Below are 13905 nucleotides of genomic sequence, written 5' to 3'. Positions count from 1 at the left end.
CTACTCAATCGTATTCTCTCCAATCAGTTCAAAGAATTGATCTTCTAGTGTACCTTTTGCAACATTGACTTGATAAATCTGACATTCATTTTCTACTAATTTTTTAATAATTTCCGGAACTTGCTCTTTTTTACAGCGGAAAGATAAATTACCATCAAGCTCAACGGATTCCAGCTGGAAATCTTCATTTAAGATTTTCATTGCCTTATCCATTGGTATAACCTCAGCATGGTGAATTACTTCTTCTTCTTTTGTTTCTTCACCGACGTTTTGAATTTTAATGATTTCTCCGTTTTTAATTACGCCAATTCGGTCACACATTTGTTCAATCTCAGAAAGCAAGTGACTGGAGATGATAATAGCAACATTTTCTTCTTTTGCTAGCTTCCGAATATGGTCGCGAATTTCGCGAATTCCAGCTGGGTCTAATCCGTTTGTTGGTTCGTCTAATATTAATACAGATGGATTATGTAAGAGTGCCTGAGCAATTCCAAGCCGTTGACGCATTCCTAATGAATATCTTCCAACCTTTTCATTAATTGCTTTTTCAAGACCAATGAGCTTGACGACTTCATGTATTCGTTCTGTTGTTACTCCTGGCATCATCCGGGCGTAGTGTTTTAAGTTTTGCCAACCAGTTAAAAACGGGTACATTTCTGGGTTTTCGACAATGGCGCCAACTTCGCGCACAGCATGTTTAAAATTGCTTTTAATGCTGTTTCCCTGGATAATGACATCTCCTTCTGTTATGCTCATTAATCCAACCATCATACGGATGGTGGTCGTTTTACCAGCCCCATTTGGCCCAATAAATCCAAACACTTCTCCTTTAGGGATGGAAAAGGACAAGCCTTTAATAATTTCTTTTTTGCCAATTTTCTTTTTTAAATTGACTAATTCCATTGCAGCTGAAGACATTATGTAACCTCCAATTAAATTGATTAATAGTACTACGGTAGAAGTGACAAATTTGTTTCAAAAAACCCCCAATTTGCTCAAAAAGTAGTTGAACAAATTGGGGAACATGTAAAAAAGTTTAATTTTTTAGGTCAGGATTATTGTATTTTGCTTCTTTTACGCGTGGCTGCCGATATCCGCCAGCGATGTCAGCTTGTTTGAAGTCTTTGCCATAGTGGATTTCTTGCGCATCTGTCAGCTGTTTGTTTTTAGTTGGTTGATACTGCGTTTTTCGCATGTAAAAAATCCTTTCTTTAGATGTTGTTCAAAAATAGACATAGCGTCTTTGTTTTATTCATGTATCTAAGCTGTTGTTCAGCTCCTAGGGGGTCTTTTTTGAACTTATATATAGCCATTCCCTCTTACGAAAAAAATCAAACATGAAAAGATAATATGCGTTATAATGTGGTAAGAATGTAAGCTGAGCCTTAACGGTGATCACGTTATAATCAAACTTTTGAAGAGAAAAATATAAACAGCTAGAGTTATGCAAAAGGAGCAGAAGAAATGAACCGACATTTTATTGCAGTTATATGTATCATCTTGATCGGCTTTAGTATGCTTGTAGGGTGTAGTAATAATTCGACAAAAGAACCAAAACGGCATGAGGTAAGAGAAACAACTGTAGATGAAAAAGAACCCCCTAAACAGGAAATCACCATTGCTGCAATTGGAGATATGCTTATTCATAGCCAAGTTTATGAAGATGCAAAAACAGAAACTGGTTATAATTTTACTCCAATGCTTAAAGAAGTGAAACCGTATTTGGAGGAAGCAACGGTTACAGTTGCAAACCAGGAAACGATGATAGGGGGAGAGGAGCTGGGCTTGTCCTCGTATCCAGCCTTCAACAGCCCATTCGCTGTAGGTGACGCTTTAAAAGCTGCTGGAGTTGATGTAGTAACGATAGCGAACAACCATACGCTTGATAGAGGAGAAAAAGCTATTCAACGAGCAATAGAGCATTGGGAACAGATTGATATGATGTATACAGGAGCTTATAAAAACGAAGCAGACCAAGCTACTTTGCGAGTTTATCGAACTAAGGAAGGCATTGATGTAGCATTTCTTGCATACACATATGGAACGAATGGAATCCCTGTTCCTGAAGGGAAGCCCTATTTAGTAAATTTAATAAACAAGGAGCGGATGGCTACAGAAATAAAAAAAGCGAAACAGCAAGCAGATGTTGTCATTCTTAATTTGCATTTTGGCACTGAATATCAAATGTTACCAAATAAGGAACAAAAGGATTTAGCGCAATTTGCGGCTGATCAAGGTGTTCATGCAGTAATCGGACATCATCCACATGTGCTGCAACCTGTAGCATGGGTAAAAGGGAAAAAAGGGAATCGGACCTTTGTTGCTTATTCTTTAGGAAACTTCTTATCAGGTCAAGATGAACTCTATCGACGATTTGGCGGTATATTGAAGTTTACCATAACGAAAAATGAGAATGAAGAAATCAAACTTGAGAAGCCAGCATTTTTGCCGACATTTGTTAAATATAAGAATGAAGCCGATTATCAAGTCATTCCATTAAAAAATATAACCAATAATGATTTAAATGGTGCGAAAAACTATTATAAAGAGATAACAGCGCATATGAAGAAATGGTTGCCAGAATTAGAGATTATGGAACCGTAAACGGAAGGGGATAAGAGACCAGCTTATTTCACGATTAAAGGACGCTCAGTCTTTCTTCGTAAGATAAGAAAGCATAGAATGAGGTGCTTGATAATAACGAAATAACCGAATAGCCACGTTCGGCGCAAGCGCCAGCAACGTTGCGACTTTAGAAATGCGCCCTCCAATAAGTCAGCATCGGTCATGTCGAAAGGAGCTGCTAGGTCACATAGCAGCTCCTTTTCATTTCAAAGAGAAAATAACTTACCCGTGTTGTTCTTTTCTTTTTATCAGATAAGCAATAAAATAAAAAATAAGAGAAAAGCCAATAAATACAGCTGTTGGAATCTGCATTACCGGTCCAAATCTTGGTGTGAATCGCATAATAACAACAAATAATGTAATAAACGCTGACAATCCGAGCCAAGCTTGGATAAATTCGATCCACTTATTGGTCTGTTTTCCGGCAAACGTGGATCGTTTTAACCACCAGAAGACGGTTTTAATAAATAGATAGAGGATAATGAGATAGCATACCAACATTACAAATATGGATGCTGGATAAAATGAACTTACTGCTGCTCCAATCTGAAAGAAATAATACATTGTTAAGCCAATAATTCCATAGATAAGGCTCAAAAAACCGATTGTCTGGAAAGAAATTTGAGCTACGAACAATAAACGGGGCTTTTGTTTTTCTTTCGGGAGTTCTTGAATGAGCTCCTCGCAATACGCTTTTGGGTTCGACCCAAAAATATCGGTTGCATTTTTACCTTCTGACTGTGCTTGCAGTAAATGTTCTAATAGTTCCAAAAGCAGTTCCTCTGTCTGTTGTTCTGACTTATTACTAGCCGAACGGATATAAATAAGCATGTTTTCATAATAAGCCAAATTTGCTTCATTTAAATGTGTACGCTTTTCGTTATTTAATTCAATTAGTGCACTTGCATTCATACATCATAACCTCCTTGGTTGACAATTTTATCAACGGGATTTTTGATTGCGTCCCATTGTAAATAAAATTCCTTTAGCGCTTCGTTTCCGTCTTCGGTTAATTGGTAATATTTTCGTTTTGGTCCAGATTCTGATTTCTTCATTTCACCGATAATTAATTTTTCCTTTTGTAATCGCAACAGGATAGGATAAATGGAACCCTCACTAATGTTTTCCAGACCATATTCCTTTAAAATAACGGAAATTTCATAACCGTATGTAGGTTGTTGCTGAATGATGGATAAAATACATCCTTCTAAAATCCCTTTTAACATTTGACTACGCAAAGACATAATCTTAACCTACCTTGTATAACATGATAGTGAATTTTAAATTAGCTACCTTGTTATACAAAGTAGCTTATACAAATACTTTACAATTTTTTTCTATAAAACACAAGCATTTTTTGGTATGATAATTTTATCCGTGTTTACATGAACGAGTAATTTTTAAAAATAAACTAGTAGCATATGCGTTAGGCAAAACGAATAGGTTTTTTACCGGATAAATGTGAAGTAGATTGTAATACGAAAAGGTTTATATACTGCTTGCTTGCACTTGCGAGTTTAGTAGAAAAATTGATGAAGTATGAAAGGTGATAAAACAACATGGAATGGAAAAATATTTATAGAGGTATGCTAATGGGAGCAAGTGATGTGATCCCGGGTGTAAGCGGGGGGACCATTGCAGTATTATTAGGTATATATGACCGATTAATTGCAGCGATAAATGGATTTTTAAGCAAGGATTGGAAGAAACAACTAGGCTTTTTAGTCCCATTGGGAATAGGCGTTGTTATTGCAATATTGTTATTGAGTCATGCAATTGAATGGTTATTTGCACATTATCCTGGACCAACGCAGTTCTTTTTTTTAGGGTTAATTATTGGGATATTGCCTTATTTGTTTTATAAAGCAAATGCTAGAAAAACATTTAAAGCAAATCATATTTTGTTATTAGTGATAGGGATGGTTCTCGTTGGCTCCATGTTATTTTTAAATGAAGGAGAGCCAAAAGTGATTACCGAAATGGACATGTCCACTTATTTATTGCTGTTTGGTTCAGGGGTTATTGCTAGTGCCGCTATGATATTGCCAGGCATTAGCGGTTCATTTTTGCTACTTATTATTGGCGTTTATCCTACCGTTATTAGTGCCGTTAGTAATTTTCGCTTAGATGTTATAGCTGTTACCGGAGTAGGTATTGTTATTGGGCTTGTATTCATGAGTAAAGTCGTTAATTTCTTTTTAACCCGTTATACAACAGCTACATTAGCGATAATTATTGGGATGGTTATTGGTTCCATTTTTGTCGTGTTCCCAGGCTGGCCTGCCTCATTTAATCTAGGCTTACTTAGTATTGCGGCTTTTGCTGCTGGACTTGCTGCTGCTTACATATTAGGAAGGGTTGAATATGTCTAAAAGCGTAAGCAGATAATAAGACAAATGTGACAAGAATCGCTACAATAAAGGGAAACTTCATCTAATTAGAATGTTAGTATCGCAAGAGTATGATAGAAAGACCTTTGAAGAATTGGGTATGGGAGTAGTGTTAACTCCCTTTAGGTCTAAGCGGGAGATTTATCATGGTACATTAGGTGCGGGAAAAACATTGGTTATGGAAGGAGAAAGAGCATGGAACGTCTAACAACAGAAGCAGCTTTTCATGAAGCAATCAAAAGTGACAAACCTGTAATTATTAAATTTTTTGCTGATTGGTGTCCAGATTGCAAGCGATTGGACATGTTTATTGGCGACATTGTGGATGAATTTAAACAATATCAATGGTATGAAATCAACAGCGATGAAGTAAAAGGAATTGCAGAAAAATATGATGTCATGGGAATTCCAAGTATACTCCTATTTCAAAATGGGGAGAAAATAGCACATCAGCATAGTGCTTATACGAAAACGCCGGAATCTGTCAGTGAATTTCTTCATCAACAACTAGGCTAATCAAAGTGGAGGCTATTGCAAATGGACAATAGCCTCTTTTTTAATCTGTGTAGTGATAAAATGCTCTAATTGAAGAAAAGAGTTTTTCTTTGTTGATTGGATGAATAAGTAGCAGAATTTAACATTTATTAACGTAACGCAAAAGATAACGTGCTATGTTCATTTAAAAGCAATTCTGTATTGGCTAACGTTAATGTTGGTTCAGCCGCAAGTTTATAATGAGAAGAAATGAGATGTACGGGTAAGTTTGTCTTTACTTGGGCAATGATTTGGCTATTTATAAATGATTTATTCTTTGCTACATGATACCCTTCTCCCCACTCGATAAGGAACGGAAGCGGGCGCTTCCCCTGAGGAAACAACATTTTCCAAGTCAGGTTACTGCCATCAGGTCTGTGCCGTTTTCCCGGTATAGGTCCTATAGCTGGGATAGAGGCTTGTTCGAAATACTGAATGAGCTGTTCCATGTGGCTGGTGCGGAATGCAAATTGTATAGGACCTTCTTCACCTGCACGGAGCGACTGAACGAGCTGGTGGATTAGTGGATTACTGGCTTCATTCGCTATTTCCTCATCAAAGATACCGAGCCACTCCACATAGCAATCATTAGAAAAATAAGCTAGGTGATTAAACGTCCCCCAATTTTTATGCTTTCCTCCTGAAATAGTCTGTACGTTATGTTGAAGGGAAAATTGCTTTGCTGCTTCTTGAGGATCTTTGGCTGCGATAACAATATGATCTAATGCGAGCATGAAAATACCTCCTCTTGATTACCAGATTGGCGTTACAAGCGTTGCCGTTGCATTTCTTATTAGGTCATTGAATATTCTCTATAACTAAGTATAATAGAAAAAAATATACCATAAAAGGAGGAGTAGCCGTGGGCTATCCAGTATTAAAGGAATTCCCACATGAAATTCATACAAAAAAGGTTACTGATTCGTTTACCACTTCCAGGGGATGGAAAAGCTGTTCATGAAGCTATTCAGTTGAGACAATCAGAACTAAAACAATGGCTTCCCTTTGCTCAAAACGAACAAACATTAGAAGAAACGGAAGCAAACGTTCGCGAAGCACAGATTCAATTTCTACAAAAAGAAGATTTGCGCTTTCATATATTTGATAAACATACCAAAGCTTTTCTCGGCTGCACAGGGTTGCATCGTATTAATTGGAAAGGACCCAAATTTGAAATTGAATACTGGGTGGATACAAGACAGCAAGGAAAAGGAATTATTTCCGAGGCAGTAGAAGCTCTGACCAAATTTGCTTTGGAGGAATTGGGAGCGAAGCGCGTAGAAATACGCTGTGATGAAGAGAATTATCGTAGTCGGGCAATTCCTAAAAAATTAGGCTTCGAATTAGAAGGTATTCATTACCATGATTCCAGAAGCGTAGACGGGCTGAGCTTACGTAATACTTGTGTGATGCTAAATTAAATTATTAGCAGACGATTTGGCTATCCTTTGATATGTTAAAAGAAAGAATAATCATTAGAAGAATTTTGTTCTATGTAAAAAGGGTGGGTGTACTGAGCGTAAAAGTCGCGCATCGAAGCGAGAACATTGGAATAATGAAAAGCAGGTGTAAAAATGGAAAAGCCACGTATATTAATTGTTGAAGATGAAAAAAAGTTAAGTAGGGTTCTACAATTAGAATTGGAGTATGAAAATTACGCAACGGAAGTAGCTTTTGATGGGAAAGAAGCTTTAACACAAATAGAACAAAATGAATGGGACTTAGTATTGCTTGATATTATGCTACCAGAATTAAGTGGTTTGGAAGTATTGCGCAGAGTGAGAAGGTCAGATGAAACGACCCCGATCTTGCTATTGACCGCCAGGGATCAAGTGCATGATAAAGTCAGTGGTCTGGATCTCGGAGCAAATGATTATATTACCAAACCATTTCAGATTGAGGAATTATTAGCGCGGATTCGCGTACATTTACGTAATCCGATTAAAAAGCAAGTAGAAGATGAGAATATTGGCATTGGCGACTTATATGTACACGTAAAAAGCAGAGAAGTGAAGCGAGGAGAGAAACAAATCGAGTTAACACCACGAGAATTTGATTTGCTAGTCTGCTTATTAAAGAATAAAAATATTGTATTGACCCGTGAGAAACTAATTGAACAAGTGTGGGGCTTTGATTATTATGGAGATACGAATGTAGTAGATGTTTACATCCGTTACTTACGGCAAAAAATAGATAAGGGATACGAACGAGCGTATATCCGAACCGTTCGTGGTGTAGGCTATACGATAAAGGATTTGGACACATGAAACTAAGGACAAAAATCCAACTATTTTCCGGCATATTTATGCTCATTCTTACTTTAATCATAAATACAGCTATTTATATGTTATTTTATAAAGTATCTGCAGATGGACAGTTACAGGATCTGGCTGATCAAACAGAGCGTTTAGTGAAAGTCATGAATGATCAACCAGATGTTATTTCCAACGAGTTATTTCGATCTTTTTCACCACCTGAAGGAATGATAAGGGTGGTAGATCAAGATGGTACTATATTTTTTTCTGCCCAACAAGCGGCCCAATACGATATTCCACTTGAATTTAGTTCCAACGAATCCCAAAATGTCATCCAACAGGATAGTGAACCAGCTGTTGCTGTTATATCGAAGCCGATTATATGGGGGGCAGGTGAGCGAGCAGGGGAAGTTGTGACGATCCAAGTTTCCAATCAAGTAACAAATTTGGATAGTACGATGAAAACTTTATTTACCGTACTTTTGATTGCAACCATTTTTATGTTAGTGCCCATTATTATCGGTGGAAATGTGTTGAGTCGTTTTTTATTAAATCCAATAAAATCATTAATTCAAACGATGCGGGAAAATATGAAAGAAGCCAATTGGAAAAAGATTCATGTTCAGAATCGGTCCAAAGATGAACTATTTGAAATGGAAAAGACATTTAATGAAATGATGGATCATTTAAAAGATAACTTTGAGAGACAAGAGACGTTTGTATCAGACGCTTCCCATGAATTAAAGACACCTATTTCGATTGTGAAAAGTTATGCACAGCTTTTGGAACGAAGAGGGATTGATAATCCACATCTTGTTAAAGAGTCGATTGAAGCAATTCATTCCGAAGCAGATCGAATGGGAAAATTAGTTGAACAAATGTTGGCTTTAGCAAAAAACAAACATCATGCTTTGATGGAACAGGTGGATATAGTTGCTTTAATAGAAGAAACAGTAACGACGTTCCAAAGAGCGTATACAAGAGAGATTATATTTACTAACCATGCAGTGGATGCTGTGATCCTTTCAGGAAATCGAGATCAGTTGGAGCAGGTTATTTATATTTTGATTGACAATGCATTGAAATATAGCGAAGAGCGCGTTGAAGTTGACTTTGATGTGTGGGATAAGCTAGCAATAATAAAGGTTCGTGATTATGGTGCTGGTATACCAGAGTCAGAACAGGCGCGGATTTTTGATCGATTTTACCGTGTCGATAAGGCAAGAAGTCGAGATACTGGTGGAACAGGGTTAGGTTTATCTATCGCTAAGGCAATTGTAAAAGAACATCAAGGTGAACTCACAGTTCAGAGTACAGTTGGAGAGGGATCAACGTTTACCGTAAAATTTCCCATTTAAAAGCGTGACTCACAAAGAATTAATAAACACTTAACGCCCATCGGAGGAAATGGAAAGTAATATTAGCGATTTTTTCAAGAATTAATGGTGGAAAGTTCTAACTAGCTTCTATATGAGAGGTTTAAAAAATACAGAAGCAATGTCAATTATCGAGTTGTGCTCATTTGTTTTTCTATAAAATCTATGTTAGTGCATGTTCAAAAGAGGGTAAAAAGTATCGAGGTTGGATATGATCGCGGGCGTCCTTGAAAAAGAAAAAAACACTTTTCCTTACGTACGATGTATTGCTGGCGGAGCCTTCCATGTCCTGTTGCAACGTCGACACTAGCGCGTCTGGGGCGACTGAGTTCGGCGGCGAAGTTTCAAGTAGCGGGCTTGTGCGTGTTACTGACTACGCTCGTCACAGGACAAGGGCGGTTTTTAGTAGAAGATCCTATGTGCAAAACTAATACAGGAGCATTATTGAAGCTTCCACGAAACACATTCTTACGCAGGAAAAGGGGGAACCCCTTTTCCATAAGATAAGAAAGCATAAAATGAGGTGCTTGTGGATAACGAAATAACTGAATAGCCACGTCCAGCGCATGAGCCCAGCAACGATGCGACTTTAGAAATGCGCTCTACGATAAGGCATCATCGATTCGTCACAAAGAGGAAGGCCGACTAAAAACGGGCTTGCCGCTCAGGCGTCGGCATACCCCTGTTTTTAGTGGCATGATTCCTTTATCTTTAGTTGATTCGTTCCATTCGCTACGTTGCTAAACGGGTGCTTGCGCCTTTGTTCCACTATAGGAAAGTATAAGATTTTTTTGGTTTATAGTATAAGAAAAACAAAGGCTTCCGCCATAAGACTTGGCGACAAGCCAAGTTTTTCTAAAGGAACGTAGAAACGAGTCAACGAAGAAATTTGATGTGTGGCGTTTTTAGTGCACTCTTTGAAGAACTAACTACTCTTAGCGAATTCTAATGTAACTAACAGGATATTCTCAGCTTCATGAAGTATCTTAAAGTAAAATGGGAAGGGAGGGTTGGCTGTGAGCAAGAAAAAGCTTTGGATTTTAACAGCAAGTGTCGTAGCCCTAGCATTCATTGGTTTTGGTGTTTTTTACTTTGGAGGTACAGCTTCAAAAGCCGCCATTACTAAAGTTGAGGCTGAAAAAATTATCTCAAGCCAATACCCTGGAACAATAGATGGAGATATCCAAAAGGACCAAAACGACAACAACTATATAGCCAGTATAGAACATCAAGGAACGCAGTATGAGATAAAGATTCATGGAAAAACGGGAGATGTTATAGAATTAAAAGAGCTCTCTTCAGTGAATAAAGAAGATCAGCATGTGTCTGAAAAGCAAGGAAAAGAAGATGCAAAAGGAACGGATAACAAGGAATCGCCTCGTACTTCAAAAGAAAATTCAAAAAAGAACGCGGAAAAAAAAGTGGTGATCAACGAAGAAAAGGCAACAGAATTGGCTTTAGAGAAATTTGCCGGATCTCTTGATGAATTGGAACTAGATGAAGATGATGGCAGGTTGGTGTATGAAGTGAAAATTGTAAATGGAGAAGATGAAGCCGAAATAACCATTGATGCTTTTACAGGTGAAATATTGTTTACAGAGATTGAGCGAGAAGACTAACTTAGAATAAAACTAAATGCCCAAATTTCTACAAAAAAATTAACTACGAAAATCATAACTAATCTGCATGCTGATATGCTCTCCTTAAGATAGACAGGTAAAAAATAAAAATCTGTTCACCTTAAGGGGAGTTTTTATGTCTAATCGATCTTCTATTGAATTTAAACTGAAAGTAAACAATGCTTATAAGCAGGAAAATTTATACTTTGAGGGAATTATGTTCAAACAGTATGTGTTTAGAAACGAGCATGTGCAATATCAAGTAACTTTCATTCACTAATAGTATTTGACCAAGCTAGAGCAAATTCTGCAGTGTATGCAAGTCCTTAACATGAGTTTACTATCCATGATATAGGAGTTTTCTCAGCAAATTCTCATCTTGTTCACAAGGATCTCTTATTCCTTATGGTTATGATAGAACTAACAACAAACAAGGAGTGAAGGGAAATGAATAAAAAGAAATTAGGAATTATCATTGGAACAATTGCAGGTGCAGCAATCTTAGGTTCTGGAGTTTATTATTCTAATGCAGATGAGGCGAATCCGAAACTAGATGGTGATAAAATCAAGAGTATGGTGCAAGAACAGTATGAGGGACAGATTACTGAATTCGAATTAGACACAGATCTAAACAAAGCGGTATATGAAGTCGAAGTGCAAAATAAAACAACGGAATATGATTTAACACTTGATGGCGATACAGGTGAAGTCTTAAAAGAAAACAAAAAGGAAATCAAGCAAACTGATAACAACAATGATGATATAGAACAAGTAAATGTTGCAAAAGAAGAACTTATTTCTATGGAAGAAGCAAAAAATATCGCTAAAAAGCAATTTAAAGGAGAAGTTATCAGTATTGAGTTAGATGAAGACGACAATCAATTCGTTTATGAATTAGAGCTTAGGAATGGACAGAAAGAAGCGGAATTTGAGATTCATGCCAAAAACGGAGATATTCTTAAGCAAGAAATTGAAACGGAAAATGATGATGACTAAAAAGTTTGAACGTTCTATGACTCATTTGCAGAAAATGTGCTAACATTATTACTCAAATTGGTCTACTCAATAGAAGTGTTGCTGCAGCTTTAAAATAACCTAACAGAAACCCAAGCAAATGGTGCTTGGGTTTTGCTGAAAAATAAGAAACCAGCAGGCTCGGGTATTTCGAGCCACCATCTATACATGAAAAAACCTTTTTATAATGTTTAGATTCTTAAAATACTGTCTAAATAAATGAGTTAGATAAGTTAAATAGAGTTGCTTTTTCATACAAAAGTAGAAAATGAGGTGCTTGTGGATAACGAAATAACCGAATAGCCACGTCCAGCTCCATATCAACCACTGAAGGCGTGACATCCAGAAAAAGCGCTTTTCTTTTTCAAGGAGAATGAAAGCTAAAGCTACATCAGGGCGCATCGCATGCAGAAAAACGTTTTTTCAAGGGGGCGTGAGATGCTAGCTTTTTATCAGCAGGAGGTGGAGCAAAACTCCTGCTGATGAAGTTTCACATTATTCTGCGATCACCTTGAAGTTTTTGGTTACAGTTGCCTCGATAGTTGAATATCTTTCAAAACACTCTCTGATCAACTCCACAGCATCCTTTTGAATTTCTTTGACAACAGGTTTATTTTGAAACATCGTATAATCCCCTCCGCCATTAGCTCTGTAGTTATTTAACACGACATGATATTTGCCTTCTTTAGAAATGGGTTGTCCGTGGTAGCGTAATTCTTTCACTCTTTCTCCAATCGGTTTGGCCACATTGATCGTGTATGTAATCCCTTCCCACATATCATAGTTATAGTGCTGTGGTTTCGGCTTTTCAAACGCAGGATTAACCATAATGGAGCCAGACTCATCTAGTGTGAAATAAGCAGCACTTTTTTCTAATGCTGCTTTTATATCCTTGCCTTGCAATTCCAAAACGACCAATGTATTTGGATACATATAATTTGCTACGACATCTCGCATCGTAACGGTTGATGTAAATCCTTTGGAAGTATTGTTTAACAGTGCAGTAACAGAAATATCTGCGCCACTTGCTTCCATTTGTACTTTTTGAATGAATTCAATAAAAGGGTGCTTGTCGATACGGACTTGAAATGGATCATCAATTGTCATCTCGCCTTTAATATACCCTATCGGCTGATCGAGCCATTGTTGGGTTGATGTTTCAAGCTTCTCAGTCATATGTAAAATATCTGCATCAGGTGATGTATGTTCTAATGACTGCAAATGCGCTTGTTTATTGGTAACTTCCCAACCGTGTGTGCTTTTCGTAAATTGAACATCTACCTTACCGTAAAAGGATCCATTATTTCCTGACTGGATTACCAAAACATCATTTATTTTCCCGGTAAGCTCACGATGCTGGTGACCGGTCAGTAGCACATCAATTCCGTCGATTTGGCACATTGCATGACCTTGATTTTCTCCCGTAATTGCTTCTGTGGCTTCACCTGTTTCGATATCACGTTCAAATCCACCATGATAGGATACAACGACTAAATCGGGTTTCTCATTTTGACGCACATAGGGTACCAAGGATTGTACCGTTTCGAATGCGTCGTTAAAGCGTATACCCGAAATATGCTCTGGAGATTCCCAATTCGGTATGTAATGTGTAGTGACTCCTATAATCGCAACTTTAATGCCACCCTGAATCGTTTTTATAAGATATGGAGGACCGTATTTGGGTTCATTTGTTTCCACATCAATCACGTTTGCGGCGAGCCAAGGGAAATTCGATTGCTCGATAGCAGCTTGTAAAATAGTTTTCCCATAGTTGAATTCATGATTTCCGATGACACCAGCATCAATCCCTATGTGATTCATTGCCTGTATCATTGGGTTGATGTCCGTAGTAGCACGCTGCTTTACGTAATATGTCATTAGGGGTGTGCCTTGAATAAGGTCTCCATTATCAAGAACAATTACATTATTACTCGTGCTACGAATTTGTTTGACAGCAGTTGCATATCGTGCTAGTCCGCTTGCTGCTTCTTCATTTGTTCCATAGTTAATAGGCATAATATGTCCATGAATATCACTTGTATAAACAATTGTTAAATGAACCGGCTTGTTTTCCAATGTAAGCATCCTTTCT

General features: G+C 37.5%; 15 protein-coding genes and 1 pseudogene. 10 read left to right on the top strand and 6 right to left on the bottom strand.

What is annotated here, in order from left to right:
* Nucleotides 1-918: an ABC transporter ATP-binding protein gene (locus tag BKP57_RS07635; RefSeq protein WP_050351099.1), complete on the bottom strand. Its 918-nt coding sequence runs from the start codon at nucleotides 916-918 to the stop codon at nucleotides 1-3.
* Nucleotides 919-1036: 118 nt separating this feature from the next.
* Nucleotides 1037-1195, bottom strand: coding sequence for a YfhE family protein (locus tag BKP57_RS21995; protein WP_072741275.1), 159 nt, complete (start codon nucleotides 1193-1195; stop codon nucleotides 1037-1039).
* 269 nt (nucleotides 1196-1464) lie between these two features.
* On the opposite strand from BKP57_RS21995, the gene BKP57_RS07625 reads away from it, so the two are divergent.
* Complete coding sequence (locus BKP57_RS07625; RefSeq protein ID WP_050351100.1) at nucleotides 1465-2604, top strand: CapA family protein; 1140 nt, start codon at nucleotides 1465-1467, stop codon at nucleotides 2602-2604.
* A 243-nt stretch (nucleotides 2605-2847) separates the two neighbouring features.
* Here the strand turns inward: BKP57_RS07625 and BKP57_RS07620 are convergent, their stop codons facing one another.
* Nucleotides 2848-3537, bottom strand: a complete 690-nt coding sequence (locus tag BKP57_RS07620; RefSeq protein ID WP_050351101.1) for a DUF1129 family protein — start codon at nucleotides 3535-3537, stop codon at nucleotides 2848-2850.
* Nucleotides 3534-3869, bottom strand: coding sequence for a PadR family transcriptional regulator (locus BKP57_RS07615; RefSeq protein WP_050351102.1), 336 nt, complete (start codon nucleotides 3867-3869; stop codon nucleotides 3534-3536). Before BKP57_RS07615 ends, BKP57_RS07620 begins: the two co-directional genes overlap by 4 nt.
* A gap of 315 nt (nucleotides 3870-4184) precedes the next feature.
* Here BKP57_RS07615 and BKP57_RS07610 point away from each other — a divergent pair, with 315 nt between their 5' ends.
* The 3 genes from BKP57_RS07610 to BKP57_RS07605 all read left to right on the top strand — a co-directional run bounded on the left by BKP57_RS07610 (nucleotide 4185) and on the right by BKP57_RS07605 (nucleotide 5531).
* Entirely contained in the window at nucleotides 4185-4997 is an 813-nt protein-coding gene (locus BKP57_RS07610) for a DUF368 domain-containing protein (RefSeq protein ID WP_050351103.1), read from the top strand.
* Between the two features lie 70 nt (nucleotides 4998-5067).
* The gene (locus BKP57_RS22495; protein WP_157858451.1) at nucleotides 5068-5223 is read left to right on the top strand and encodes a hypothetical protein; all 156 of its coding nucleotides are present in this window, start codon (nucleotides 5068-5070) and stop codon (nucleotides 5221-5223) included.
* Nucleotides 5211-5531: a thioredoxin family protein gene (locus tag BKP57_RS07605; protein ID WP_050351104.1), complete on the top strand. Its 321-nt coding sequence runs from the start codon at nucleotides 5211-5213 to the stop codon at nucleotides 5529-5531. Before BKP57_RS22495 ends, BKP57_RS07605 begins: the two co-directional genes overlap by 13 nt.
* A gap of 128 nt (nucleotides 5532-5659) precedes the next feature.
* Here BKP57_RS07605 and BKP57_RS07600 read toward each other — a convergent pair whose 3' ends face one another.
* Complete coding sequence (locus BKP57_RS07600; protein ID WP_050351105.1) at nucleotides 5660-6283, bottom strand: VOC family protein; 624 nt, start codon at nucleotides 6281-6283, stop codon at nucleotides 5660-5662.
* Between the two features lie 128 nt (nucleotides 6284-6411).
* On the opposite strand from BKP57_RS07600, the pseudogene BKP57_RS07595 reads away from it, so the two are divergent.
* The 6 genes and pseudogenes from BKP57_RS07595 to BKP57_RS07575 all read left to right on the top strand — a co-directional run bounded on the left by BKP57_RS07595 (nucleotide 6412) and on the right by BKP57_RS07575 (nucleotide 11795).
* Nucleotides 6412-6970, top strand: a pseudogene (locus tag BKP57_RS07595) (GNAT family N-acetyltransferase).
* Nucleotides 6971-7123: 153 nt separating this feature from the next.
* Nucleotides 7124-7816 carry a response regulator transcription factor gene (locus BKP57_RS07590; protein ID WP_050351106.1) on the top strand — a complete coding sequence of 231 codons (693 nt, stop codon included), beginning with the start codon at nucleotides 7124-7126 and terminating at the stop codon, nucleotides 7814-7816.
* Nucleotides 7813-9162 (top strand): HAMP domain-containing histidine kinase, encoded by a 1350-nt coding sequence (locus tag BKP57_RS07585; protein WP_072741274.1) that lies wholly within the window; start codon nucleotides 7813-7815, stop codon nucleotides 9160-9162. The genes BKP57_RS07590 and BKP57_RS07585 overlap by 4 nt, the downstream gene beginning before the upstream one ends.
* Before the next feature lie 1034 nt (nucleotides 9163-10196).
* Nucleotides 10197-10799 carry a PepSY domain-containing protein gene (locus BKP57_RS07580; RefSeq protein WP_050351108.1) on the top strand — a complete coding sequence of 201 codons (603 nt, stop codon included), beginning with the start codon at nucleotides 10197-10199 and terminating at the stop codon, nucleotides 10797-10799.
* Nucleotides 10800-10935: 136 nt separating this feature from the next.
* Entirely contained in the window at nucleotides 10936-11079 is a 144-nt protein-coding gene (locus tag BKP57_RS21990; protein WP_156875292.1) for a hypothetical protein, read from the top strand.
* 167 nt (nucleotides 11080-11246) lie between these two features.
* Nucleotides 11247-11795, top strand: a complete 549-nt coding sequence (locus BKP57_RS07575; protein ID WP_050351109.1) for a PepSY domain-containing protein — start codon at nucleotides 11247-11249, stop codon at nucleotides 11793-11795.
* Between the two features lie 513 nt (nucleotides 11796-12308).
* On the opposite strand, the gene BKP57_RS07570 is transcribed toward BKP57_RS07575, so the two are convergent.
* Nucleotides 12309-13898 carry a bifunctional metallophosphatase/5'-nucleotidase gene (locus BKP57_RS07570; protein WP_072741273.1) on the bottom strand — a complete coding sequence of 530 codons (1590 nt, stop codon included), beginning with the start codon at nucleotides 13896-13898 and terminating at the stop codon, nucleotides 12309-12311.
* Between the last annotated feature and the right edge of the window lie 7 nt (nucleotides 13899-13905).

It is taken from the genome of Virgibacillus sp. 6R, from assembly GCF_001895305.1.
Lineage (GTDB): Bacteria > Bacillota > Bacilli > Bacillales > Amphibacillaceae > Virgibacillus > Virgibacillus pantothenticus.
Note: the sequence above shows the minus strand (reverse complement) of the source record. Positions and strands in the feature narration are given on the sequence as shown.

What these genes read in the sequence shown, in the direction of transcription:
- BKP57_RS07635 (WP_050351099.1), bottom strand. Translation starts at nt 918, where the DNA reads ATGTCTTCAGCTGCAATGGAATTAGTCAATTTAAAAAAGAAAATTGGC.
- BKP57_RS21995 (WP_072741275.1), bottom strand. Translation starts at nt 1,195, where the DNA reads ATGCGAAAAACGCAGTATCAACCAACTAAAAACAAACAGCTGACAGAT.
- BKP57_RS07625 (WP_050351100.1), top strand. Translation starts at nt 1,465, where the DNA reads ATGAACCGACATTTTATTGCAGTTATATGTATCATCTTGATCGGCTTT.
- BKP57_RS07620 (WP_050351101.1), bottom strand. Translation starts at nt 3,537, where the DNA reads ATGAATGCAAGTGCACTAATTGAATTAAATAACGAAAAGCGTACACAT.
- BKP57_RS07615 (WP_050351102.1), bottom strand. Translation starts at nt 3,869, where the DNA reads ATGTCTTTGCGTAGTCAAATGTTAAAAGGGATTTTAGAAGGATGTATT.
- BKP57_RS07610 (WP_050351103.1), top strand. Translation starts at nt 4,185, where the DNA reads ATGGAATGGAAAAATATTTATAGAGGTATGCTAATGGGAGCAAGTGAT.
- BKP57_RS22495 (WP_157858451.1), top strand. Translation starts at nt 5,068, where the DNA reads ATGTTAGTATCGCAAGAGTATGATAGAAAGACCTTTGAAGAATTGGGT.
- BKP57_RS07605 (WP_050351104.1), top strand. Translation starts at nt 5,211, where the DNA reads ATGGAACGTCTAACAACAGAAGCAGCTTTTCATGAAGCAATCAAAAGT.
- BKP57_RS07600 (WP_050351105.1), bottom strand. Translation starts at nt 6,283, where the DNA reads ATGCTCGCATTAGATCATATTGTTATCGCAGCCAAAGATCCTCAAGAA.
- BKP57_RS07590 (WP_050351106.1), top strand. Translation starts at nt 7,124, where the DNA reads ATGGAAAAGCCACGTATATTAATTGTTGAAGATGAAAAAAAGTTAAGT.
- BKP57_RS07585 (WP_072741274.1), top strand. Translation starts at nt 7,813, where the DNA reads ATGAAACTAAGGACAAAAATCCAACTATTTTCCGGCATATTTATGCTC.
- BKP57_RS21990 (WP_156875292.1), top strand. Translation starts at nt 10,936, where the DNA reads ATGTCTAATCGATCTTCTATTGAATTTAAACTGAAAGTAAACAATGCT.
- BKP57_RS07575 (WP_050351109.1), top strand. Translation starts at nt 11,247, where the DNA reads ATGAATAAAAAGAAATTAGGAATTATCATTGGAACAATTGCAGGTGCA.
- BKP57_RS07570 (WP_072741273.1), bottom strand. Translation starts at nt 13,898, where the DNA reads ATGCTTACATTGGAAAACAAGCCGGTTCATTTAACAATTGTTTATACA.